The organism is Roseibium denhamense, assembly GCF_009711415.1.
GTDB lineage: Bacteria > Pseudomonadota > Alphaproteobacteria > Rhizobiales > Stappiaceae > Roseibium > Roseibium denhamense.
The window spans coordinates 45,010-69,316 of the sequence record NZ_SMLZ01000116.1 but is presented as its reverse complement, the minus strand read 5'-3'; the positions used below and the strand labels follow the sequence as shown (position 1 = coordinate 69,316).

The window sequence follows — 24,307 nt, the reverse complement described above, 5'->3', positions numbered from 1 at the left end:
CAGTTCTGCGCCCGTTGTTTATCACGCAGGCGAACCAGATTTCTAGAGCATCTCCCAGCCAGATTGAAACGCCGGGCGATCAATCAGATCGGGAAAAGATGTCCTAGCCAAGCCAGCCAAACATGAGCTCAAACAATCCATCCATGGCACGGCCCGTCATGCTCGAAACGCCAACATCCGCCCCGGCAACAAGCGGCGTCTGAAAAATCAGCCCGTCCTTGCCATAAACCTGCAGCTCTCCGATTTGCCGGCCTTTTTCGACCGGAGCCGGAACCGGTCCCTGGTAGACAACGCGGAGCCTGTAATCAAGTTTGCTGCCCCTCGACAAAAAGACATCTATATCCGCCGGTGCAACCAATGCGACCGACCCCGTTTCGCCGCCAAATACGGAGGCCTCGGCCACCTCTTCACCGGATTCGAAGATCGTTTGAACGGAGTAATATTCCCAAGCGCCATCAAGTACGTTTTTCAGCGTTTCAAGCCGGTGATTGTCCGAATTAAGCCCCGCAACGGCAGCAATAACGCGGGTTCCATCGCGCGAGACCGATCCAAGACCCGAATATCCATCGTCCGGGTCGGCACCCCCGCCAAGTCCGTCGAGACCCCGAATCTCTCCAAGCAAGGGATTCTTGTTGCGCTGAAAAATGCCGTTCCAAGTGAACTCGGGCTCTGAAAACAAACGGTACCTTTGCGGATAGCTGGCCAAGATGTACTGCCCAAGCAGCACCTGATCGCGGACCGTTGTCTGGCTTTTCTGCTTTTCATGTCCTGTCGGATTGGCAAACCGGCTGCTGGTCATGCCAATCTCGGCGGCAAGCCCGGTCATCCGCGCCGCGAACGCTTCTTCCGACCCGTCCACGCATTCCGCCAGCACAATGGCCGCATCATTCGCATTGTGAATGAGAAGACCGCGCAGCAGGTCAATGACAGGAATTTCGGATTTGATGGCCGCGAACATGGTGGACCTGCGCGACGGCGCGCCGCCCGTCCGCCAGGCATGTTCGCTCACACGGCAGAGCTGATCCGGCCTTAATTCCCCGTCTTCAAGTGCCTTGAAGACCGTGGCGGCGGTCATCACCTTGGCCAGGGAGCCTGGCGCAAACGGCTCGTTTGCGCCTTTGGAAAACAAGATTGTTCCGGAATTTGGCTCAAGCAAAAACGCCTTCGGCGCCTTGGTATCAAGCTCTGCGGCAGAGGCCTGGTGCCCTATGATCAAGAATGACCACAGAGCGAGAAGAAAAATGCACATCAAGCTGCGTGTCATGGACGGACCCTTTGGAGACATATCCAAGCGGACCGCACTTCTCCGGCCCTGTCAACGGGCAGCACCTTCTGCCACCGGCGTCAGTTTGACGCCGCTTTGTCCGTCAGAAGCCGCATGGACAGACCCGACGCCGCCATATCCGCGAGCGCTTCGTGGGCGCCGCCGATCCGCTTGTTCGCGGCGAAAGAGGAGACCGCGCTTCCAGGAACGACCGTTCCGGGGGCTGGAACCCGAAGGACGCCGAGTGTCCCAGCCTGCGGCGAAGCAGGCGCCTGCGGTGCATAGGCGGCTGGAACCGGTTCAAAGGCGTTGTTCGATGCAACCTTGATCGTCGGCTGACCGGCTTCAAACGCGATTGCCGGATCGAATGCCACAGTCAGCGCACCGGTATTGCTGCCAGCTGCTGCAAGTGTTTGAGGGGCAGTGTATGGGCGCGGCCGCGGTGCGGAGGTTGGCCCAACCACAAGGCGCTGAATGTTCTGGGCGATCTGCGTGCCAGGGCGGGTTGCGCCCGGCTGAACGGCGCCCGGGCCTTGATAGGATGCCAGAAGGTAGGATTCATCCTGACCGTGGAGCGGTGCCCGGCCGACATATTCGACCTTCACCTTGCCAATGCCTTGAGACTTGGTGCCGAGCATGGAGGCAACGCGCTCGGACAAATCGATGACACGGTTGCCATGGAATGGCCCGCGGTCATTGACCCGAACGATCATGGACCGGCCATTTTCCACATTGGTAACGCGTGCATAAGACGGAAGCGGCATGGTCGTATGCGCCGCTGTCAGCGCATTGCGGTCGAAGATTTCGCCATTTGCCGTTTTCCGGCCATGGAAAGTCGGGCCGTACCAGGACGCGAGCCCTGCGGATTTATAGTTCGGGTCTTCTTTCGGATAGTACCACTTGCCGGCGATCTTGTATTTCTTGCCGACAACATAGCGGCCACCGCCCTTGGGAACCGGCTTACCGGATGCAACCATGCGCGGGCTGGCCTTGACGCCGTATTTTTCTGGGCTGAACTTTGCTTTCGGCTGTTCTGGAGCTGCGCTACAGGCCGCGACGGCCGAAACAGCCGCAATCGCAATCATGCCTGTTCTGATTTGCCGCCAGAACGGACGCCCGGTCCGGTCATCCTTGCGGGAGAAAACGCCTGTTTCCCTGCCCGACTGCCCTGCCACATGGCAAGCCTGTCCGCCGTTGCCTCGCATTCCGCCATCCTACTCACTACGCGCCAGCAGCCCCACTGCTTACGCGGATTGCCCGAAGCGAATACTCGCATCAGCATTGGGCAGCCTGTCGATCCGGTTGGATCTGTCCCCGAAGAACGCAAAGCCCCCGCATCGCGCCCTCAACTGCCCTTTAAAGCGCAAGTGTCTTACTTCAAAGTAAACCGTGCGTCGACCCATGGACGGACGTTAAAATCAGGTTTCCAGTGCTCAAGCACGGCAGCAGCCGGTTCCCATACCTGATCAAGGGCATAAATTATTGTATTATTTATCTAAATTCAGACAGACAAACTCCGGTCCAACCTGTGCCCCGCAGGGCACACCTTGCCGGAAATCGACATAGCGCTGGAATGTGATGCAGGTCACACTGCCCCCTGTCAAATCCACATAGGGTGTTCTTATTGCTGGTGACCGCCCTGTCACAAGCAATGCTGGACCCCACCTCCAGCTTAGGCCGCCGGTCCAAAACCCTGCCCACGACACCGGACCGGCGGCCGCTTTACCAGAGGCAATGACCCGGTGCTGCTGTCCTTTTACCAGCCCCTTCCCCAGTGGACACGGCACCGGGTCATGCCCGGTTCCGGCGCTCTGATCCACATCTAATCAGCAGCGCATATGAATTTGCCCGCAAAGGCCTCTTGACTTTCGCCGCAAGACAAACGAAACGGGTGCCTGCTGCCTGGAGGGGTGGCAGAGTGGTCGATTGCAGCGGTCTTGAAAACCGCCGAGCGTGCAAGCGTTCCGTGGGTTCGAATCCCACCCCCTCCGCCATTTTATGAGCAGCCCTTCCATATATTTTCGTATTTTCGAATGCCGCCCCAAAGCACAAGGTTTGGACGGTCTTCTGGTTGATCGGAAACGATCACTCGAAACGGTTTATTGTGCTGGGACGCTTCACAAGCTGCAACGTTAGGCCGATCACCAGCGGCAGCATAAGATCCACACCGGAAGTGATCGAGCATCCCAGCCATGGCCCGAACGTCAACTCAGTCCCTTTGAGATCCGTGCGCTTTGACGTGGAAATGATCACGCGCGCCCGTCAGGACCAAAGCGAATTCATCGATTTCCTCGATAACCGCGTCGGCGGCCCGGAAAAGTCCGGTCTTCGGGCGCATGCCCCGTTGCGCAGAAATCAGGGTTTCGCGGGCGGCCCCGAGAGCGGCCAGAAGCTCCCCACGATCAAAGTCCAGCGGAGGCCGGGTGCGGCGGCCGTTATTCATGGTAGCCTTCTCCATTCGGCTCAATGTTCTTATTTTGTTCTATATTCGCGCTTCATGCTCGTCAAGGAACCCAGAGCTGTGAATTTGCTAACGGCGCACTCTGCCGGGATATGATTAGGACCAGTGAAAGCAAGCGCCCCCGCAACCGTCTGCGTGCGCGACAACCTCGGTTCACCAGCTGGACATCACCCCTACGCTCAGTGGACCGGGCAAAGGGCTGTTTTGTCGCCCAGCCCCAATGAGGCAGCTATCTCAGGAAGTCTTGCAATTGACCGCAGATCACACTGCTCGTTTTCGCAGAAGTGACCGCCCCGTGTTCCGGCGATCACATTCTGCGACACGGACATTTAAGCTGCAGCCTTCAGATTAAGCTGCTCCAGCTGGAACCTAACATCTGCAATATGGTCGAGCTTAAGCGGAAACTGCAAGGTGGTTCCGGATGTGTTGCTGACAGAGACACGTGCCTGTATGGGTTCCCTCAGCGACTTCGTTGTGAACTCCACGGGCGTGCCTGCCGGGCGATTGAGATCAACATCCAGAATGCAGTTGGCCGAAGATATCTTCACGCAACGTACGGGGACAGATTTGCCATCCAAGAACACGCTGGAAGCCCAATCGACGTCATAGATCCGATAGGTTTCGTCATCCGAGCTGTTGCCAATCGCGCCAAGGAAAGTTTCGACCTCGCTCCCAAGCAGAACGGCCTCATCATATACGACCGAACTACCGCTTTTGACTAGCTGAGAAGAAGAGGCGCAGTTTTCTGCGTTGTCGCGCATGACAGAGACGCTGTCTTTGACCTTTGCAGCGTTTGACGAGACTATCTCCATGCTTTCGGCAATTTCGGCGGTCGCTGCCTGTTGTTGTGAAACCGACGCGGCGATGCTGTTGGCAACTTCGCTGATCTCGCGAACCGTGTCGTAGATCTCGCCCATGTGTTGCTCGGCACCTTGTGCAGTGCGTTGAACGGCACCAACCTGGTTGCCGATTTCTCCGGTGGCCCGCGCGGTCTGGGCGGCAAGTTCTTTTACTTCTGAGGCAACAACGGCAAAGCCCTTGCCAGATTCTCCTGCACGAGCCGCCTCTATGGTCGCGTTCAGCGCAAGCAGGTTTGTCTGGTCCGCAATATCGCGGATCAAATCGACGACACTGGTAATTTGTTCAGCAGCAGCAACAAGTTCCGTGAAGTTTGAACGGGTTTCCTCGGCCTTGCCGGATGCCCTTGTCGCGATTTCGGCGGAATGGTCCGCGTTGCGCTGAATTTCCTGAATAGATGAAATAAGTTCCTCGGCCGCAGACGAAACCGTGGTCACCATACCGGACGTTTCGGTCGCATCTTTGTCGAGAGTCATCGCCTGCGAAGTCGAGTTGTCCGCGTTCAGAGTGAGGTCCTCGGCAGAGTTCGACATTTGGGTTGACGAGTCAGACATGCGGTTGAAGATCCCACGGATGGTGTTTCCGAAGATGCCCACCATCTGGTTGACTTCGTCCCGCCTCCGGTCTGACTGCTCGCGAGCCTTCTCCTGCGCCTCGCGCATGGCCTGCCGCTCGATGAGGCCATCGCGGAAAACAAGAACGGATCGGGTCATTTCGGCGACCTCATCCTGGCCGCGTGGCGCCGGCACATCTGTGTCGAGCTTGTTCTCAGACAGATCTTTCATGGTCTGGGACAGGTGTACAATCGGCCGGCTGATCAGGCCGCCCAGGAGGTAGGAGGCCAGCAATCCCAGGAACAGTCCAACGGCCGTCCCGATCACAGAGAACAGAATTGCGCTGGAAGTCTGAGCGTGAACAAGTTTCTCGATCTTGTGTTCAGCTTCGCTTGCTATTGCCCTTATCTTCTGAAGATCTCTGGAAATTATCTTTACCTCACCCTGCAACACTTCGGCGGACAAGCTGTTAATATCCTGAGACAGTGTTCGGAAGTTGATAAGAGCGCTTACGTAGGTATCTAGCTGCCGAACAGCAGCTTCGACCACCGTAGCTTCCTCGGCCGCAAGAGCTGCCATCGCTCCGCTGGTGAGGTCTTTTTTGACCCGCTCGATTTCGGACAGAGCATAGTCTAGTTCCCCTTCCTCACCCGAGTGGATATACCTGTTAGCGTGGTCTCTTGCGACAATAAGATGAATGACGGCATCCGTAACAAGCGCGAGAGTCTCACTCGGCTTGCCATCAGCAAGCTCCGCGTTTTGTCTCTGCGCGAATACAGCCATGATTTCTTCCTGAAGCTTATCACCTGTTGTGTGGAGCTGATTGTCAACGATTTCGCTTTGCTGGCGCCGCTCTTCCGCGAGTTTTTCAAAATTGCCCCAGTAAACCTCGATATGTTTCTGGGCGTCTTTCAGAAGGTCTATTTCCGACGGGTCTTTTAGCGTGCCAAGTTTATCAGCGACCAGTTTTGCAACATTCTCGTGCGCAGCACTGGCAGCCTTTTCATTCTCCGGCGTAGAATGTGAGACAAATTCAATCGCCTTGATTTCCATCTCGGCAAAGGCTTGGGTGATATCTGCAGCTGCAACCAGTGCGTTCCCGTGTTCGGAAAATTCGGTAAATTCTTGATCGAGCGACTGAAACATCAGCGCCGACTTGCCGCCGATCACCACCATGACAAGCAGTAGTGCGCCAAAGGCGCAGAGAAGTTTGTGCGTCAAGCGCAAGTTATAAAACCAAGCCACGATTTTCCCCTCCAAAAGCGTGGTTAAAAACAATCAGCGTGCGGTAAGGCTGTGTACCGTCTCGATCAGGACCTCATTTGTGAATGGTTTCGTCAGAACCGCATCGGCCTGTGTTCCGGACATCTGCAACGCTTCATCGGCAGAAATACCGGATCCGCCACCGGACATGGCAATCACTTTTGGCCCACCAACTTGGGACTTCAGTGTGAACACGACGTCCGTTCCGTCCGAAGCGGGCATCATGATATCAGTAATGACAAGGTCAAACCGATCCCTGGCGGCGAGTTCCAATCCCTTGCTACCGTCCTCAGCCTCAACCACGTCATGCCCGGCTTTCCGCAAGGTCGCGGCGATTGAATGCCTGACTGGCAGCATGTCGTCGATCAATAAAATCTGGCACATCCTGGGGTTTCCTCAGCAGAAGTTTGTCGCAACCCTAAGTAATAAAGGGTATATCCAAGGTAATAACGCAACCAAATCCACGTCCCTTAGGTTGCGGAAGACCTTTTCCAACCTGAATTAATCCACCAGATTCATTAATAATTCTCTTAACAACAGAAAGACCAAGGCCAGATCCTTTTTTACTTGTTCTTTTTGTGTAAAAAGGCATGAATATCTTATTTACATCTGCGTCAGGAATGCCGGGACCGTCGTCGGCAATTGAGATCTTGATTCGTTGGGTTTGTGACGCAGTAAGATCTATGCGTATCCGCCCTGAATGCTCACATGCCTGTGAGGCGTTGACAATGAGATTAATAACTACTTGCGCAAATAGTGTTTCATTTATTGGTATTTTTAGATGCTGTGACAGACTACCAGTGCTGGTTTCAATCACCATGCTGGCCGGAACCATCAAGCGCGCCAAATCGATGATCCGGAGCAGTCCTTCAGGCAACTGAGTGGCGGAATCTCCCCCCTCAAAACGACCACGAGAAAGACCGAGCAGAGATTGCGAGAGCTCTGCCGCCTGATTGGCGCTATAGAGTGCGATTTCCAGATCCTTGCGCATGTTGGCATCGGTTATGTCTGGAAGATGAAGAGAAAGGAGGCTGGCAACAGGATGGAGCAGATTGTTTAACTGGTGAGCAAGCGCTCCGGAAGCCGTGCCCAGAGCTTCCAGGCGATTGCGGGTATTGTCCTGCTGGGCTCTGAGCCGTTGTTCGGTAATGTCCCGTTGTATGCCAAGAAAAGCGGTGAGCTGTCCTGACCGGTCAAATATCGGCCCAATCCGTAAGGCATTCAAAAACGGCTCTCCCGATTTGCGGTAATTGACGAGAGTGACTTCAACGGGTTGCCGGTCAGCAATCGCCCGACGAATTCGGGCTACATCGTCACTACTGGTCTCCTCACCTTGCAGAAACCGGCAATTGCGGCCAAGCACGTCTGCGCGCTGATAGCCGGTGGTTTTTTCAAAGGATGGATTCACATAAGCCAGTGGCAAGTCCGGTCGCGACGCATCGGACAGGCTTATGGTGTCAGGCGAACCTTCCAGTATTGACTTGAGGAGCTCCGGAGACTGGCCGGCGATGTCCTCGAGTACGTCGTAACCGTCATTTTTCCAGCTCTTCATAAGCGCCCCGCTTTGCTTCATTGCCAGCAACTTTCATTGCGACAAAGTATTCAGAGACCTGCAAGAATGGAAGCATCAGCACGACTTGGCGCACAACGTTGAGCGTTTTCCCAATGTAGCTCGCTTAACTTGGCGTGTAGCTTCTTGTTTTTGAACAAGAATGAAAAGGAGAGTTGCGATATTCAGCTTCTGGGCCTGACGCGGGCCTACGAAGACGCCAGTTTTATGAAGTATTTCGACAACCATACTCAAATCAAAGAGGTGTTCTAACAGGCCAATATCAACGAGTGGATGCGTTTTGAAATTACCAACCCGCCACTGCCTGACCAAATCTCGAACATTCCGGACGTTTGCTGACGCGGACGATTTAACTGGTCCTTGTCACCGAGACATCGGAAAGCCGCTGCAGGCGCAGCGGCTTCTTTTGAATTCCGCCGCATACAAGGAAGCGGCCGTCGCAATCAGGGTATACTTTTGCCAGCCAACTCAGCTACATAGCAAGCTCTAGGGATGTTACCGACCAAGTGCGGCAGGATGGGGAAGCGGATGGAACATGGCGGGGATCTGACCCGGGCAATCGACCAGTATGGCGGTACTTTCGATGATTGGCTGGATCTGTCAACCGGCATTAACCCGCACACCTACCCGGTCCCGAACGCTCTAAGCAGATCCGCCTGGACAGACTTGCCGGGCCAGGCCGCCCTTGACCGGTTGATCGCGGCCGCGCGCAAGGCTTACCGCGTGCCGGACCATTTCGGCATTGTCGCAGGTCCCGGCACCCAGGTGCTCTTGTCCCTGCTTCCCGAAACGCTGCCCGAAGGTCCTGTATCCCTGGCAAGCCCGACTTATGGCAGCCACAAGAAGGTCTGGACGCGCTCGGGACGGACGCCGACAGAACTCTCCAGCGTCTACGCACTTCCGGCCGATGCCAAGATCGTCTTGCTGGTGAACCCGAACAACCCGGATGGACGTCTTGTGGACGTCAAAAGCCTTCTGGAGATGGCCACCGTCTTGACGGGACGCGGCGGCTGCCTCGTGCTTGACGAGGCTTTTGCGGACACAGTGCCGGGTGCCAGCATCCTGCCGCATGTGACGGACCAAAATGTTCTTGTCTTGCGGTCATTCGGAAAATTCTTTGGACTGGCCGGGTTGCGCCTTGGCTTTCTGGCCGGACCGCCTGCGCTCATCCAGAAAACCGCCGGACTTCTGGAAAGCTGGTGCTTGAGCGGACCGGCCATTGAATTTGGAACAGCAGCGCTCCGGGATGCGGATTGGCAAACCAAGATGAACCGGCAGCTGGCCGATGAAATGGCCGATCTCACGCTCCTTTTGAATGAACATCACCTGAGCGTCTTCGGCGGGACGCCGCTCTATGCGCTGGCCGGTCTCCGCAAAGCTGTGCACCTGCATGAAGCGCTAGCCCGCAGGCATATATGGACCCGGATTTTTGATTATGCGCCCACTTGGCTGCGGTTGGGCCTTCCAGGCAGCAAAGCCAATTTCGAACGTCTGTCGGATGCTCTTGCGGAGGCGCAAAAAGAACTTTAACCAGCAAGAATGCTGTTTTTTGAAAATGCGCTCTGGCTGTTACTGGCCGCTCTCGCGCTGGACGCCCTGGTCGGAGACCCTGATTGGCTCTGGCGGCGCTTGCCGCACCCGGTCGTCTGGATCGGGAAAGCCATTTCCTGGTTCGATGGCAAGCTGAACAAGCCGGATTGGCCGGCCACCGCCCGCAGATATGGCGGTATCCTGACACTCAGCCTGCTGGTGGGTGCCAGTCTGGCTGCCGGCTTTGCCCTTCATGCGCTTGCAGGCGGTGTACCGGGCGGCGACGTGCTTGTGATCATTTGCGCAGCCGTCCTGATTGCGCAAAACAGCCTTTACCGGCATGTGGATGCCGTACGTCGCGGTCTTGAGGTCAATGGCCTTGCCGGAGGACGCGAAGCGGTTGCGATGATCGTCGGGCGCGATCCCGAGCAACTGGATGAAGCCGGTGTGTCCCGTGCGGCCATCGAATCATGCGCGGAAAATTTTTCAGACGGTGTGGTCGCCCCTGTGTTCTGGTTTGCCGTCGCGGGCTTGCCCGGCCTGATCGCCTACAAGGCGGTGAACACTGCCGACAGCATGATCGGCCACAAGAACGAGAAATACGCCGACTTCGGCTGGGCGTCCGCGCGGTTTGATGACCTGATCAATCTCCCCGCCTCCCGTCTATCAGGGCTTTTTATTGCCCTGTCGGCCTGGCGCGTGGGCGGAACGGCCCGGAAAAGCCTGAGCTGCATTGCCTCCGATGCCAAGCTTCACCGCTCCCCAAATGCGGGATGGCCCGAGGCCGCCATGGCCGGAGCCCTTGGGATCGCTCTTGCCGGCCCGCGGATTTATACCGGTTATACAGCGAACGACCTATATCTGAACAAGTCCGGGCGCAAAGAGGCGGCCGCCGCTGATATTGCCGCGAGCCTGCGGGTCCTCGTCTCCGCCTGTTGCCTTCAGGCGGTTCTTGTTCTTGGCTGCGCCCTAGCCGCAAATTTCATCTAGAGGATATGCTATGTTGCCGTTTTCCGCCGCAGCCGACCGCAACAAGGATGTGATCCTGGAAAAACTGACGCCGCTTCTGGCCGGCCGCAGGCATGTGCTGGAGGTCGGCAGCGGCAACGCACAACATGCGGTTCATGTGACAAGCGCCTTACCGCATATCCGCTGGCAATGCAGTGATCTTGCGGAAAATCTGCCGGGTATCGCTGCAAGGCTGGCTGATGAGGGGAATGCGCATACACCGCCGGCGCTTGCCCTCGACGTGGCTGCGGGACCGTGGGTACTTAACGCTGGCGAAGCTCACGACGATATCGATGTGATTTTCACCGCAAACACCCTGCACATCATGTCCCTTGATCATGTGGCAGGCTTCTTCGAACGGGCGGGTGAAACGCTCACACGTCCAGGGGACATTATGATCGTCTATGGCCCCTTGAAATATGGCGGTGCGTTCACGACCGAAAGCAACGCGGCTTTCGACCTGCAGCTGAAGAGCTGGAACCCGGTCAGTGGCATCCGCGATTTCGAGGCCCTTGATGCGATGGCCGGACAGGCCGGGTTTCGCTTTGTGTCCGATCAGCCCATGCCCGCAAACAATCAGCTTGTGCTTTGGGAGCGCAGCCGCTGACGCGGTTCGCCCTCAAAACCTTCGTCAGCGGCGGCCGATCTTTGCGGCCAGAGCCAGCTTTTTCTGCTTTTGATGTTCGCGCAAGAACACCACACAACCGCCACCGACAATCAAACCGATTCCCGCCCATACAACAGGCCCCGGCAATTCACCGAACATCAGCCAGCCCCAGAAGACCGCAAGCGGCAGGCCGACATATTCAAAGGGCGCAATCGTTGCGGCATCCGCAATCCGGTAGGCTTGCGACATGGCATATCCGACGACCCCGGCACAGAGCCCGAGACCAAGAAACAGAAACAGATCCGAGCCGACCGGCCAGATCCACTCGCGCAACAGGAACACCATCGACGGATTGTCGAAATTTTCCGCGTAGCGCCCGTCCCCGGCGACCAGGAAAAATCCAACGGAAACAACCAGAAAGGTTGTTTGAAGATATGTTGCAAGAGCAGACGCCTTGGATGTGCTGCCCAATTTGCGCGTCAGGACCTGTGTCAGGGAATAGGCGGCCGCGCCAATAACCGGCAGCAGCAAGACAACGCGGCCGCCTTCAATTCCAAGATCACTTTCCCATGGTTTCAGCATCAGCAAAACGCCAAGGAACCCGATGCCGACGGCACCAAGACGGAAAGGTCCGACTTTCTCGCCAAGGATCGGGATCGACAGCAATGTGATCATGAGCGGCGCAACGAAAAACAGCGCTGTCGCCTCGGCCAGCGGCACAACGGCAAGTGCCGTGAAGAAGCTCATGTTCGCGATCACAATCAACAGACCACGCAAGACATGAAGACCCGGCCGGTTGGTCTTCAAGATGGCCCACCCGCCTTCAAGTTGAACAAACACGAGCGTGAACATCAGCCCTATGACCGAACGGACGAACACCATCTGGTGCAGCGGATAACCACCTGACAGCTCCTTAATGAGCATATCATTGACAGAAATGGCCGTGACACCCGCAAGAATGAAGGCAATGCCGACAGCGGGTTTTGACAAGGGAACGGAAGGCGCAAGGGACGTCATGGCTCCGGCCTACACTGAAAAGGGCCGACGAGAAAGCCACTTAACGTGCAGCGGCGATCTCAAGAATGGCATCGATGTCCAAAGTGTCTTCAAGATGCACCGCAAGATCATCCAGTACCGCATCAATCCGCTGGGCGTAAGCAAGATCGGAAACTGCCCCGAAACCGGTCAGATAAGCTTTACGGAAATCGTCATCTGTAAACAGGCCATGGAGATAGGTCCCTGCAATCCGGCCGTCGCCCGATTGAGCGCCATCATGTTTCAAGGCTCCGCCCGATGCCTGGATGGACAGATAAGGCCGGCCGCAATCCGGTCCAGATGTCCGGCCGATATGGATTTCATATCCGGCAACACGGGCCCCGCTTGCCACCTGCGTTCCGGTTGATTCTACAAGTGACTTGTCTGGCGTCAGAACGGTATCGACATCAAGAAACCCGAGCCCTTTCACGGTCCCGGCCGTTCCTTCGATCCCGTCCGGATCCGAGATGGTCTTGCCAAGCATCTGGTATCCGCCGCAGATCCCCAGAACATGCCCTCCGCGGCGCACATGAGCCTGAAGGTCGACCTCCCATCCCTGCTCCCGGAAAAAGGTCAGATCCCCAATGGTGGATTTTGATCCGGGAAGCAGAACGAGATCGGCATCGCCCGGCAGCGGCGTGCCCGGATTGACCAGCTCCAGGGTGACGCCCGGCTCCATGCGCAAAGGATCAAGATCATCGAAATTGGCGATCCGGGACATCACCGGCACAACAACTTTCACTGATCCCCCCTGCCCGCCACTGGAAAGATCCAGCGCGTCTTCTGCCGGCAATTTGCTGGCATCGGCAAACCAGGGGACAACCCCCAGACCCTGCCAACCGGTTCGCTGTACAATCTCCCGCATACCGTCATCAAACAGGCTTGGATCACCCCGGAACCGGTTGATGAAAAAGGCGCGCACCCGTTTTTGTTCGCAAGGCTCCAGAACCGAATGGGTTCCCACCACCGACGCAATGACGCCGCCGCGATCAATATCCGCGCACAAAATCACGGGCAGACCGGCCGCCTCGGCAAAGCCCATATTAGCAATGTCACCGGCCCGCAGATTGATCTCGGCCGGACTGCCGGCCCCTTCCACGAAAACCAGATCCGCCTCTGATTCTATTTTTGAAAAACTCTCTATAACACGCGGAAGCAATTCGGCTTTATGCTTTCCGTATTCACGCGCGCGCATGGTGCCGAAACGTTTGCCCTGGACAATTATTTGCGCACCGGTATCGGTCTCCGGCTTTAAAAGCACCGGGTTCATATGGACCGTCAGCGGCACCCGGCAGCCCATCGCTTGCAAGGCCTGCGCCCGGCCAATTTCGCCGCCATCGGAAGTCACGGCCGCGTTGTTGGACATGTTTTGCGGCTTGAAAGGACGGACGTTGAGGCCACGATTGGCGAACAGCCGGCAAAGCCCTGCAACAATCAGGCTCTTGCCCACATTCGATCCGGTCCCCTGGATCATGACGGCAGGTGTCTTGCCCCTTTTGTCAGGCATCATGCATCCGGACCGTTGCTGACCGGCGGAGCCCCATAGGGCCTGAACTCCTTGGGAACCGGGAGATTTGCCAGCTTAAGCTCCAGAAGGAGTCGGATGGTCGGCCGGACACCGAACAGGATCGAGCCGATCAGAAACAGCCATGTCCCGGCATAAAGCAGGCTTTCGTAAAAGAAAAAGATGCTGCCAATGACGAACAGCAGCGCCGCCAGGAACTCCACGATGGTCCGGTAAAGCTCATACTTGCGCACGACCTCGGCGTGATCCGGTGAGGCGGTTCTGATGCTGTGGTCAAACAGTTTGCTCATGTCGTATTGCCTTGCGGACTAGATAATCGGGGAATGCACCGGATTTCAGCTCAAGCTGACTAAAGCTGGCGGGTTGCGATCAAGGTAACTTGTGCAAGCTTCCCCCTAAAACTCGACCCCTTCTTGAGGTTTCACACCAGAGCGGAACGGGTGCTTTACCTGGGTCATGTCGGTGACGAGGTCGGCAATGTCGATCAACTCGTCCTTGGCGTTCCGGCCCGTGATCACAACATGCACGTCGTCGGGCTTTTCGGTTTTCAGGAACGCAACCACGTCGTCGATATCCAGGTAATCGTAGCGCAACACAATGTTGAGTTCATCGCAAAGTACCAGCCGGTACTCACCGGACTGGATCATGTCCTTGGCGGCCTCCCAGGCCTGATTGGCCGCATCAATGTCCCGCTGCCGGTCCTGGGTCTCCCAGGTAAAGCCCTCACCCATGCGCTTGATCGTGACCAGATCATCAAAGCGGTCCAATGCCATCCGCTCACCGGTTTCGATCCGGCCCTTGACGAATTGCACCACGCCAACCTTGTGACCATGCCCAAGGGACCGGAATACCATTCCGAAACCGGCGGTCGACTTGCCTTTGCCCTTGCCCGTATTGACGATCACAAGGCCTTTCTCGATGGTCTTGGTCGCCATGATCTTGTCACGCGCAGCCTTCTTCTTGCGCATTTTATCGGCGTGCCGTGCATTCAGTTCTTCTTCGCTCAGTTCGGGCTTGTCATTGGCGTCGGTCACGGTGTCTCTCCCGATTGTCGTGTCTTGTTGAATTCACTGAGGGCAGCATGGGTCGAATTGCGGCGCGGCGTCCAGAGCCCCCGGTCAAGGGCCTCTTGAAAGCGGGCCAGCATTTCCTGATAGCCTGCCGGATTCGCATCTTGCAGAAAATCCCGGACCGCCTCGTCGTCAAGATAGGCCGCATAGAGCTGATCAAAATGGTGATCGCCGACCGCCCGGGTGGTCGCGGCAAACGCAAACAAATAATCCAGCGTCGCCACCATCTCGAAAGCCCCCTTGTAGCCGTGGCGCATCACGCCCCTGATCCATTTCGGATTGGCCGCACGTCCCCGGACCACCCGGCCAATCTCTTCCGACAAGGACCGCACCACAGGCCTTTCGGGCCGTGAGTGATCATTGTGGTAGACCTTCGGGGTCTCACCTTTCAAATGATCGACCGTTGCCGACAAACCGCCCTCGAACTGATAATAATCATCGCTGTCGAGCAAGTCGTGCTCGCGGTTGTCCTGATTGTGCAAAACCGCATCCACGGAAGCCAGCTGCCCCTCCAGAGCGCCACGGGCACTCTGTCCGCTCACCCCGCCCCCATAGGCATACCCGCCCCAGGTCAGGAAGGCTTCGGCAAAATCGCCGCGCTCGTCCCAGATCCCCTCATCAATTAAGGCCTGAAGACCGGCTCCGTAGGCGCCCGGTTTAGAGCCAAAAACACGGAAACCAGCACGGCGCTGGGCTTCTTCCGGCGCGACCCCGTCCGCAGCAAGCTTCGCCGCTTCAGCTTTCATGCGCGCAGCAACCGGATTGGCTTCCGCAGGTTCTTCAAGGGCCCCGACTGCGCGCACCGCACTGTCGAAAAGATCCATTTGATGGGGGAAAGCATCCCGGAAGAAACCGGACACCCGCAAGGTCACATCGATGCGCGGCCGGCCGAGCTCGGACAGTTTGAGAATTTCAAAGCCGGTCACGCGGCCCGAGGCCTGTTCCCAAACCGGACGGGCCCCGATCAGGGCCAGCGCCTGGGCAATGTCGTCACCGCCGGTGCGCATGTTTGCGGTGCCCCAGCACGTCAGGACGAGAGATGCCGGCCATTCCCCCTCCTCCTGAAAATAGCGCTCGGCCACCAGGGAGGCAGATTGCTGCCCCAAACGCCAGGCTGTTTCGGTGGGCACGGCCCGGACATCCACCGAGTAGAAGTTCTTGCCCGTCGGCAACACATCCGGTCGTCCCCGGGAAGGGGCTCCGGAAGGTCCGGGCGGCACAAAACCACCGCTCAGCGCCGTTAGAACCGCATCAAGCTCCGATTTCCCGGAGCCGGTCACGGACGGCCGAAGGCTGGTTTCGATTTCGCGCAAGACGGCCTGCGTGTCCGGCCAGATTTCGCTTAACTCTACCTCACCGCCGATGACTTTGTGCGCGAGCAATTCGAGCCGCTCGACCGTATCACCGTTCGACCGCCAGGGCGCATCTGTTTGAGCGGCCAGTATCTCCGGTCTGGCACCGGTCCAGGACCCAGAAAAGTCACAGTCTAGCGGATCGAATCCGATCAGCTGCAGGTCCGATGCAAGTGCCCGCTGCAGGCTGTTTTGATGCGGCTCCGCCCCGCGCGGCACCCGCACCAAGGCGGTCAGCAAATCGGTCAGAAGATGTCCGTCAGGGCTTTGACCGAGGATATGGAGACCGTCGCGGATCTGAAGCTCCTTCAGGTCGCATAGATGTGCGTCCAGCCGGGCCAAGCGCGTATCCTCATCCATGTCCCCGGTAATGCCGATGTCCTTGTCTAGCCCGTGCCGGGCTGCCGCATCAAGGATATCGCGGGTCAGGGCCTTCAAACGGCGTGGGTCGACACCGCTGGCGAGGTAATGCTCATCCAGCAGTGTTTCGAGTTCCTCTGCCACACCGTGGCTTTCGGCCCGTGTCAGCGGCGGTGTCAGATGGTCGACGATCACGGCCGACGTCCGGCGTTTTGCTTGCGCGCCTTCGCCCGGATCATTGACAATGAATGGATAAATATTGGGTGTTGGGCCAAGCACTGCTTCCGGATAACAGCCTTCCGAAAGCGCCAGGGCCTTTCCGGGCAGCCATTCCAGATTGCCGTGTTTGCCAAGATGAATAACCGCGTGGGCGCCGAAGGCCTTACGGATCCAGAAGTAAAACGCGAAATAGTGGTGCGGCGGTACAAGATCCGGGTCGTGGTAGGTTTCTTTCGGATCGATGTTGTAACCGCGCGCCGGCTGGATACCCACGACCTGATTGCCAAAGCGGTGCAAGGCTAACCGGAAGTTTCCATCCACCATATGCGGGTCGGCTTGCGGAGCGCCCCACCGCTCCCGGACAGCATCACGAACCACCGCGGGAAGTCTGGCAAAGTCTGCCTGATAGTCAGCCAGCGGCAACACCTCGAAGGACGAGCGGTCATCCCTGGCGTCAAGCGCATTGGTAACCCCGGACATGAGCCTTTCCATCAGCTGAGCCGATGTATCCGGGGCCCCACCGGTCTCAAACCCGGCGGTTTTCATGGCTTTCAGAACCGAGACGCAAGACGCAGGCGTATCCAGCCCGACCCCGTTGGCCAGCCGTCCGTCCTTGTTCGGGTAATTCGCGAGGATCAGGGCTGTTTTCTTGTCTTTTGCGGGAAGAAGCCCAAGCTGCGCCCAATTGGCGGCCAGATCTGCAACAAACCGCATCCGGTCCGGCACCGGCGTGAACTTGACTTGGGTCGACTGGGTCGCCTCGTCGAAAACGCCCTCTTCCTTAAAGGAAACGGCCCGCGTCAGCAGCCGGCCGTCTATTTCCGGCAAAACCACATGCATGGCCAGATCCCGGATCGAAAGCCCCTGATCGCTTTCGTCCCATCCTTCTTTCGAGGACGAAGAAAACACCACTTGAAGAACCGGCTTGCCCCATTTGTCGAGCGGTGTCGGCTGATGGGCTGCCCCGGCCTTGGAGACGGCAAAGGCGGTCCCGTTGAGCACCACATCGACACCGGCGCTCTCAAACAATGCATCGAGAACCGCAATGGATTCCGCTTCCTTGAGACTTGAAACATAGACCGGCAAGGCATTCACACCGGCATCCTTCAAGGCTGCCACAAGTGCATCGACCGGTGCCGTCTGAGAGCCTTGAACGAGCGCCCGGTAAAACGTGATCGCTGCCACCGGGGCGGAAGGATCCGCCCAGAATGCCTTCAACGTCTCAAGATCCGATGCGGATTGCCCCGGCAGATAGATCCCGGCGCGCGGCAAGGGCACCGGGTGGGCCGGTTCTTCACCGCGCCCGGCAAGATATGCAGCATATTGAAGCGCATTGGCATAGTTCTCTGCGCCGCCTTCGACGCAGTAGCGCCAGAACCGCCGGACCTCATCCATCTCCCGCGTTGAATGGCTTGTAAGCGCCTCATCCCATTTGTCATCGCCGGGGATGACAATAAGATCGACCTGGCTTGCCCGTGCTTCTTCCTGAAAGCGCTCAAGCCCGTACCGCCAGTATTCAACGCCTCCCAGCACCCGCAGGATGACAAGCTTGGAGCCCCGCACGGTCTGTTCAGCGTAAAGGTCGACCGAATAAGGATGAGAAAGTGCCATCAGATTTGCGAGGCGCAAGCTGCACCGGTCAGGTCCAAGACGGGCATGGGCTGCGGCAAAGCTGCCAAGCTCGGTATCTGCAGCCGACAAAAACAGGATATCGGCAGGCTGCTGGCTCAGATCGACCGCATCCCCACCGTCATCAATCCGGCGCGTCTGGCTCGCGAGAATATGCATTTAGTTCCTAGTCTCTTTAAGAAGCGTCCGGCTGGCTTGCCGGATAGGCTGGCCATCTAGTCGAGCGAATGACCGGATTGGAAGCGGTGACGAAAAAATCCACGCCCGCAGCATCATGGCCACCGTTTCCTCTTCAGAAGTTTGGCAGTGGAGAAAAGCGGCCGGCCCTCCTCACTCGGCGGCTTGCGCAACATCTCCGAGTGCACCGCGGACAGCCGCCAGATCCAGGCCCTTCAGGCCAATCACAACCAGTTTGCCGGAGCTTTCCGCCCCCGCCGCAAACCATGTTTCGACACGGGGACCCACTGCCTGGACCATGGCGGGAGCAGATTTGCCATCAACCCGGACAGCGCCCTTGATCCTGAGCACCCCCCTCAGCGCCATGGCCTGCAATACACGCGCCTCAGCATCCTTGAGTGAAGTAAAAGCCGGCACATCAAGAACATAGCTCTCGAAATCATCATGGTGATGATGGTCATGGTGGTGGTGATCATGTTCATGATCGTGGTCGTGATCGTGGTCATCGTCACGGTCGTCATGGTGGTGATGATGATGCTCGTGGCGGGATGCCATGTCATCCTCGGCAGCCGACCCACGGCCCAGCAGGACTTCAATCGGAAGCGTGCCCTTTTCCGACGCCACGATATGCACCGCAGAGCGGACCTCAGCTGCAATCTTTTCCTGAACCCCGGCAAGTGCATCACCCGCAACGAGATCAGCCTTGTTCAACACAACAAGGTCGGCGCAGCGCAGTTGATCTTGAAAGAGTTCTTCCACCGGGCTCTCGTGATCCAGGGCTTCATCCGCAGCGCGCTGGGCCTCCAAAGCCGCCTCATCGAGCGCAATCCGGCCCTCCGCGAGGGCAGCCGCATCCAGAACCGTGACAACACCATCAACAGTGACCTTCGGCTTGACGGACGGCCAGGAAAAAGCACGCACAAGGGGCTGCGGCAGGGCAAGACCGGATGTCTCAATGACGATATGCTCCGGCGGGTTTTCCCGCGCGAGCAGCATTTCCATGGTCGGGAGAAAATCGTCGGCAACCGTGCAGCAGATACACCCATTGGTGAGCTCAACCACTTCTTCCGCCGAACAGTCCGGATCGGCGCAACCGTTCACCAGCGATCCGTCAAACCCCATGTCTCCGAATTCGTTGACAATCAGAGCGATCCGCTTGCCACCGGCATTTTGCAGGAGGTTGCGGATCAGCGTCGTTTTCCCCGCACCGAGGAAGCCGGTCACGATGGTCGCGGGAATTTTCTGTCCCGGCTGAAGCGTAGAAGTGGTCATGATTCGATGTCCGGTTGGTGATTGGGTTTGAGAAGCAGTGGTTGTCCGGCGGCGACAAAGACGACTTGATCGCAACACTCAGCCATAGTCTGATTGAGACGACCCTGTTCGTCACGGAACGACCGTGACAAGCGGTTCTCCGGCACGATCCCCATGCCGACCTCGTTTGACACAAAAATGCAGGGGCTCTGAAGGGACCGCACAGCTTCAATAAGCCGCGCCGTCTCTTGTGCGATGTCTTTTCCGGCAAACATGAGATTCGACAGCCAAAGCGTCAGGCAATCCAAGAGAATGATCCGCTCCGGCTGAACTTCGCGGGCGAGCACTCCGGCTATGTCCAGCTGCTCTTCAATGGTCACCCAGGCTGGGCCGCGCTGATCTTTATGCATCGCAATCCGGTCAGCCATTTCCGTGTCGAAGGCGGCGCCGGTTGCGACATAGACTTTTTCGAGCCCGCTCTTCACCGCAAGGTGCTCGGCGAAGGTGCTTTTTCCCGACCGTGCCCCGCCAAAAACGAGGGTTGACCGGCGACGATCAGACTGAGTCACATAGGTCTCCCAGCCGTCCGCCCGACGGCATGAAGGTTGCGTTTCTGGGACGGCCGGTCTCCTGGCTCGCGGTTCGCTGTATCCGGCACCCCTTCCCGGCCGCGGTCAGCAATGAGGCTGAACCATGCCAGTGGGTTGTGTGCCGGTACTCACCGCTCACAGTTGCGGGGGCAGCTCCGGATCGATCCGTCGATTGACCTACCGGATTCCCGTTTCATCCAGCTGCAGCAAGCCGCAAGCTGAAACCGTCTATCCCCTACGTAGCCGGAACTTGCCCGCCGCACAAGCACGACCGGAGTTGGTAAAACGGTTGAGGGTTGAGCAGGCCCTAAACGAAAACCGCCCAGGGAGACCTTACCCAGCGATTTCGCCAAGGCGCAGACGCGATTGGGTCCCGGGTATTGTTTCTGATCGTTCCAACAGCCCATAAACCTCGCTAATAATATGATATTATTTGTGTTTTCCACATATCCGACAAAAAAATAACAAGGATCTGAAAAAAACGCATTTCAGGGCTTGGCAAACGGATAAGGGCTGCGTTATACGCATCCACACCAACGGGGCGGCGACACGCCGCTCCAACGCGTTGATCCCTGATAGCTCAGTTGGTAGAGCAAGCGACTGTTAATCGCTGGGTCGTAGGTTCGAGTCCTACTCAGGGAGCCACTCTTCTTAATTGCACCCCCACAACCATATTGACAAAAACGGCTGTTTCCCGCCAATAATTTCGCTCGAACTTTTTACTTCCGGTTGAAATCCCGTAGTTCGGGGTAAGAACGGGGTAAAAATTGGGGTAAATTTGGGGTAAGCGCGCCGCGCATATCTGATCGGCTCAATCATGACCGAGTACAAGAGATATGTCGTAAAACGAGGTGACTGGTATCACTTCCAACGTGCCGTACCTGCCGCTTATAAGTCCGTTGACCGCCGCCGCTGGGTGCGCCAGGCCCTCAAAACTCGGGATTTTGCCGAAGCCGTGGTTCGCGCTGGTGAAGTCAATCGCCGTGTCTCAGCCTATTGGGCAAGCCTTGTCAAAAGCGGCAGCGCACACAGCAACGACCGCTACCGCGCGGCCATCGATCTTGCTTCGGTCTTCGGCATTGAATACCGGCCCTTTTCCGAAGTGATCCAATTGCCCGCCGCCGAGTTTGTACAACGGGCGAACATCCTGGCAAAAAATGACCCGGAGAACCCCGCGCATTTCAAAGCAATCTTTGGCACCGAAGACAAACCGCGTATCAAAATGAGTGCGCTCTTGGCGGAATATGAGAAGATCGCCAAGGACGAAACCACCGGGAAAAACGCCGATCAATTGCGGGTATGGCGAAACCCCAGGAAACGCGCTGTTGCCAACTGGATTAAGGTTGTCAGTGATTGCCACATTGATGACATCACGCAATATCAAACCCTGGATTTCCGCGACTGGTGGTTAGAACGAATTGAAGTTGACAATCTAAAACCTGGATCGGCGAACAAAGATCTATCGCATCTCAACAAAATGCACCGCGTCGTGTGCAAGTTTCATCGCATCGATCATATCAAGCCCTTCCAGGACACCTACTTTTCCGAAGGGATTGAGGGCGAAAAATACCCGTTTTCGCGGGACTGGATCGAAACCAGGATCTTGCCGGGCATCGCCTCTATGAACGATGAAGCGCGGGCGCTTCTTATGATCGTTGCCAGTACCGGCGCACGGCCTTCGGAACCGGCCCGCGCACCAAATGAGAAATTCCGCCTGGACGCGGACATTCCGCATTTGATCATAGAGCCCGACGATAAGGTGAAGATCAAAACCAAATATTCAAAACGTATTGTGCCGCTGTGCGGGTCCGCCCTGGACGGCGCGCGGCTTTTGGTTGGGCTTAAAAAACGCCGCTATATGGAAAAAACGTCTTCCCTCTCAGCGGCGGTCAACAAGTACCTATCCGATCACAATTTGCGGGAAACCCCGAACCACAGCTTTTACAGTTTGCGGCACACGTTCCAGGACGGCTTAACGGCCCTGGACGTTCCCGACCGGATGCAAACCGAGCTTATGGGCCACAAATTCGACCGGCCCGTTTATGGCACCGGCCCGACATTGGAACACAAGAAGACCGTGATCGAAAAACTGGCGTTTTACAGTTAGCGCGGGGGGGGATGTTTCCACCAAAGTCGCAACCACACCCGTTGCTCTGCGCCTGATAAACGAGGGAATCTGCTTTTTTGACATCAGGGCACCCGTCCGCCGGGCAGTCTTTCAATCAAATATGCACGCGATACTGACGGAGACAGTTTTTTCTTCAGCTGCAGACCGGCTCAGCAGCCTTTTTTCGCAACGGCAGGACAACACTTTTGAGCGATGGCTTTGGTTTGCGAAACCTCGCAGGCTTTGACGAGAGCGGTTGAGAGGGGGCCTGCGGTGTATCAACAGCGCCGGCGCTGCCTCACTCCGGATTGGTCAGCTTGTCGATCCATTTAAAACCGTCTGGTGCCTCCTTATCGGAGGGTTGACGGCGGCCGTCGTCGGTAAAGGCGCTCCAATCCGTGTGACCGGCAAACTTGCGCCGGCCGGTGTCCGCATCAAGCACCCATTTTTCCAGGCGATTGCCATCAGCGATATAAAGATCGGTCAAGCGGGACGTTGAAGCCCCGGCTTCGAACGCCTTGCGGTCAAGTTCGGCTTCTCTGCTGTTGGCCGAAACGGCCTGATAGAGCCCAACCATTGCACCAATGATGAGCACCAACCCGGCAGAGATGAGAAGGACGTTCGCACTCAAGAGTTTCTGCCTGTTGTGTTTTGGAATGTAATGAACAACCATCGACTGCCTCATTCGTTGCCTTGAGGCTACAGGCCAGACCCTTGAGGGCACAAGTTGGGGACACCGCGATCGGCATTATTCGCGACCCCCAAATTCCAAAGATACCAATTATTTACCAAGAACCTGGGCACTGCCCTTCGACAAGTCAGCAGCCCTTGATGGTAATTAGGACCACCCATCCAGCTCGGGCCACATGCGCCACTTTGCTCTGGGGGAGCAATGGTCCGAAACGTACGCAAGTAATTGGGAAAGCCGACCACAGCGAACGGTGGCGCATTGTTTGGCTGCGGACCCGCAAGACCGTCGCCCTTAGCGTCCATCGACGCTACGCAGCAGAGAACAACAAAGCGCAAGATCCCTACCCTCGCAAGGGGTTCCTGCGACGCCAACGTGTCATTTATGCTGCACCTCGAGAGAGAGTTTGCGCAGCTAGAGGCCAAGGACACCGCCCGCGCAGGAGTGGAAAAAGACGGGTGATTGAGGGCGTGGCGTTGGACCGCGAGGCTACCAGAAGCAGGATATCTTTTGTCCCTGCTCCGGCGCCTGAAATGAGGGTGCCAGCGGCGCACTAGGCCTTTGTTACCGGCCGCTGGCTGTGGCCGTACACATTCCCGCGGAACAGCAAGAATAAGGACAGACCCAAAGCCATGACTTGGAGATCGGCAATGGTCAGCGAGCCCCAGTAGAAGAACGCGATAACGCCCGCAACAGCCGCGACACCGGCAAAAGCACCTCCCCGGGTCATGACGTCACCGGCAAGGCGGAGACCCCCATTCTTCGGGCGCCAAGTTTCAATCAAGCCACCAAAGAAGAGCGCAATCGGACCGAGGACTTCGGCAAGCGCGGCAAGAACAAACAGAACTGCTGGAACACCATAGCTGCCAGGTGCGACCAAGGCATCTGGAAATTTCTGCAAGCCGTAGTAGAGCAGCAGACCGCCAAGCGGAATGCGCAAGGCCCAATGGGCAAAGCGGCTGGACCAGTCGAAACCGGGCATCCGGCCTTTGATCCGCGCATGGCGAACCCGGGCCCAGAGGGATTGCATCAAACTTTTTCCAGATACGTCGTATGTCACACTTGCAGACATGGTGATCTCCTTTCCAGTCAACACAGGGTAAAGGCCACGCCAGGGCTTTCTGTCCCAACCGGTATGGTGCCGCTTAGCGTGCCGCCGGGTTTACGAAGGGAAAGATAAAGCAGACTT

At 57.2% G+C, this 24,307-nt stretch carries 19 protein-coding genes, 2 tRNA genes and 1 riboswitch; of the genes, 6 read left to right on the top strand and 15 right to left on the bottom strand.

What is annotated here, in order from left to right:
- Window positions 1-103: 103 nt before the first annotated feature.
- Both E1180_RS20265 and E1180_RS20260 read right to left on the bottom strand, forming a co-directional pair.
- Window positions 104-1,264, bottom strand: coding sequence for a D-alanyl-D-alanine carboxypeptidase family protein (locus E1180_RS20265; protein WP_208997272.1), 1,161 nt, complete (start codon window positions 1,262-1,264; stop codon window positions 104-106).
- An 80-nt stretch (window positions 1,265-1,344) separates the two neighbouring features.
- Window positions 1,345-2,469, bottom strand: coding sequence for a septal ring lytic transglycosylase RlpA family protein (locus tag E1180_RS20260; protein WP_425280940.1), 1,125 nt, complete (start codon window positions 2,467-2,469; stop codon window positions 1,345-1,347).
- 699 nt (window positions 2,470-3,168) lie between these two features.
- Between E1180_RS20260 and E1180_RS20255 the strand changes: the two genes are divergently transcribed.
- Window positions 3,169-3,258: transfer RNA gene (locus E1180_RS20255), tRNA-Ser, on the top strand.
- A gap of 215 nt (window positions 3,259-3,473) precedes the next feature.
- Here the strand turns inward: E1180_RS20255 and E1180_RS20250 are convergent.
- From E1180_RS20250 to E1180_RS20235, 4 genes are all read right to left on the bottom strand, one after another.
- Window positions 3,474-3,707: a hypothetical protein gene (locus E1180_RS20250; RefSeq protein ID WP_155194238.1), complete on the bottom strand. Its 234-nt coding sequence runs from the start codon at window positions 3,705-3,707 to the stop codon at window positions 3,474-3,476.
- 347 nt (window positions 3,708-4,054) lie between these two features.
- On the bottom strand, window positions 4,055-6,382 hold the full coding sequence (locus E1180_RS20245; RefSeq protein ID WP_155194236.1) for a methyl-accepting chemotaxis protein: 2,328 nt from the start codon (window positions 6,380-6,382) through the stop codon (window positions 4,055-4,057).
- A gap of 33 nt (window positions 6,383-6,415) precedes the next feature.
- Window positions 6,416-6,784: a response regulator transcription factor gene (locus tag E1180_RS20240; protein WP_155194234.1), complete on the bottom strand. Its 369-nt coding sequence runs from the start codon at window positions 6,782-6,784 to the stop codon at window positions 6,416-6,418.
- Between the two features lie 34 nt (window positions 6,785-6,818).
- Window positions 6,819-7,952 carry a two-component system sensor histidine kinase NtrB gene (locus tag E1180_RS20235; protein WP_196220660.1) on the bottom strand — a complete coding sequence of 378 codons (1,134 nt, stop codon included), beginning with the start codon at window positions 7,950-7,952 and terminating at the stop codon, window positions 6,819-6,821.
- Window positions 7,953-8,498: 546 nt separating this feature from the next.
- On the opposite strand from E1180_RS20235, the gene cobD reads away from it, so the two are divergent.
- The 3 genes from cobD to E1180_RS20220 are packed head-to-tail and all read left to right on the top strand — an operon-like array spanning window position 8,499 to window position 11,115.
- Window positions 8,499-9,500, top strand: a complete 1,002-nt coding sequence (gene cobD, locus E1180_RS20230) for a threonine-phosphate decarboxylase CobD (RefSeq protein ID WP_155194230.1) — start codon at window positions 8,499-8,501, stop codon at window positions 9,498-9,500.
- 9 nt (window positions 9,501-9,509) lie between these two features.
- Window positions 9,510-10,490, top strand: coding sequence for an adenosylcobinamide-phosphate synthase CbiB (gene cbiB / locus E1180_RS20225; protein WP_155194227.1), 981 nt, complete (start codon window positions 9,510-9,512; stop codon window positions 10,488-10,490).
- A gap of 10 nt (window positions 10,491-10,500) precedes the next feature.
- The gene (locus tag E1180_RS20220; RefSeq protein ID WP_155194225.1) at window positions 10,501-11,115 is read left to right on the top strand and encodes a DUF938 domain-containing protein; all 615 of its coding nucleotides are present in this window, start codon (window positions 10,501-10,503) and stop codon (window positions 11,113-11,115) included.
- A 24-nt stretch (window positions 11,116-11,139) separates the two neighbouring features.
- On the opposite strand, the gene E1180_RS20215 is transcribed toward E1180_RS20220, so the two are convergent.
- The 7 genes from E1180_RS20215 to cobU form a co-directional block, all read right to left on the bottom strand.
- The gene (locus E1180_RS20215; RefSeq protein WP_155194223.1) at window positions 11,140-12,132 is read right to left on the bottom strand and encodes a DMT family transporter; all 993 of its coding nucleotides are present in this window, start codon (window positions 12,130-12,132) and stop codon (window positions 11,140-11,142) included.
- A gap of 40 nt (window positions 12,133-12,172) precedes the next feature.
- Window positions 12,173-13,657 (bottom strand): cobyric acid synthase, encoded by a 1,485-nt coding sequence (locus E1180_RS20210; RefSeq protein ID WP_155194880.1) that lies wholly within the window; start codon window positions 13,655-13,657, stop codon window positions 12,173-12,175.
- Complete coding sequence (locus tag E1180_RS20205) at window positions 13,657-13,965, bottom strand: YrhK family protein (protein ID WP_155194221.1); 309 nt, start codon at window positions 13,963-13,965, stop codon at window positions 13,657-13,659. Before E1180_RS20205 ends, E1180_RS20210 begins: the two co-directional genes overlap by 1 nt.
- 105 nt (window positions 13,966-14,070) lie before the next feature.
- Window positions 14,071-14,709, bottom strand: a complete 639-nt coding sequence (gene cobO, locus E1180_RS20200) for a cob(I)yrinic acid a,c-diamide adenosyltransferase (RefSeq protein WP_283404600.1) — start codon at window positions 14,707-14,709, stop codon at window positions 14,071-14,073.
- Complete coding sequence (gene cobN / locus E1180_RS20195; RefSeq protein ID WP_155194218.1) at window positions 14,706-18,464, bottom strand: cobaltochelatase subunit CobN; 3,759 nt, start codon at window positions 18,462-18,464, stop codon at window positions 14,706-14,708. The genes cobO and cobN overlap by 4 nt, the downstream gene beginning before the upstream one ends.
- Before the next feature lie 171 nt (window positions 18,465-18,635).
- Window positions 18,636-19,754 (bottom strand): cobalamin biosynthesis protein CobW, encoded by a 1,119-nt coding sequence (gene cobW / locus E1180_RS20190; protein WP_155194216.1) that lies wholly within the window; start codon window positions 19,752-19,754, stop codon window positions 18,636-18,638.
- On the bottom strand, window positions 19,751-20,302 hold the full coding sequence (gene cobU / locus E1180_RS20185) for a bifunctional adenosylcobinamide kinase/adenosylcobinamide-phosphate guanylyltransferase (RefSeq protein WP_283404601.1): 552 nt from the start codon (window positions 20,300-20,302) through the stop codon (window positions 19,751-19,753). Before cobU ends, cobW begins: the two co-directional genes overlap by 4 nt.
- 34 nt (window positions 20,303-20,336) lie before the next feature.
- A riboswitch (cobalamin riboswitch) is annotated at window positions 20,337-20,567 on the bottom strand.
- 325 nt (window positions 20,568-20,892) lie between these two features.
- Between cobU and E1180_RS20180 the strand changes: the two genes are divergently transcribed.
- Window positions 20,893-20,968, top strand: a tRNA-Asn gene (locus E1180_RS20180).
- A gap of 172 nt (window positions 20,969-21,140) precedes the next feature.
- The gene (locus E1180_RS20175) at window positions 21,141-22,430 is read left to right on the top strand and encodes a DUF6538 domain-containing protein (RefSeq protein ID WP_155194214.1); all 1,290 of its coding nucleotides are present in this window, start codon (window positions 21,141-21,143) and stop codon (window positions 22,428-22,430) included.
- Between the two features lie 298 nt (window positions 22,431-22,728).
- Here E1180_RS20175 and E1180_RS20170 read toward each other — a convergent pair whose 3' ends face one another.
- Together E1180_RS20170 and E1180_RS20165 are read right to left on the bottom strand one after the other, a co-directional pair.
- Window positions 22,729-23,103: a hypothetical protein gene (locus tag E1180_RS20170; RefSeq protein WP_155194211.1), complete on the bottom strand. Its 375-nt coding sequence runs from the start codon at window positions 23,101-23,103 to the stop codon at window positions 22,729-22,731.
- 568 nt (window positions 23,104-23,671) lie between these two features.
- Complete coding sequence (locus E1180_RS20165) at window positions 23,672-24,190, bottom strand: DoxX family membrane protein (RefSeq protein ID WP_155194209.1); 519 nt, start codon at window positions 24,188-24,190, stop codon at window positions 23,672-23,674.
- Window positions 24,191-24,307: the final 117 nt, after the last annotated feature.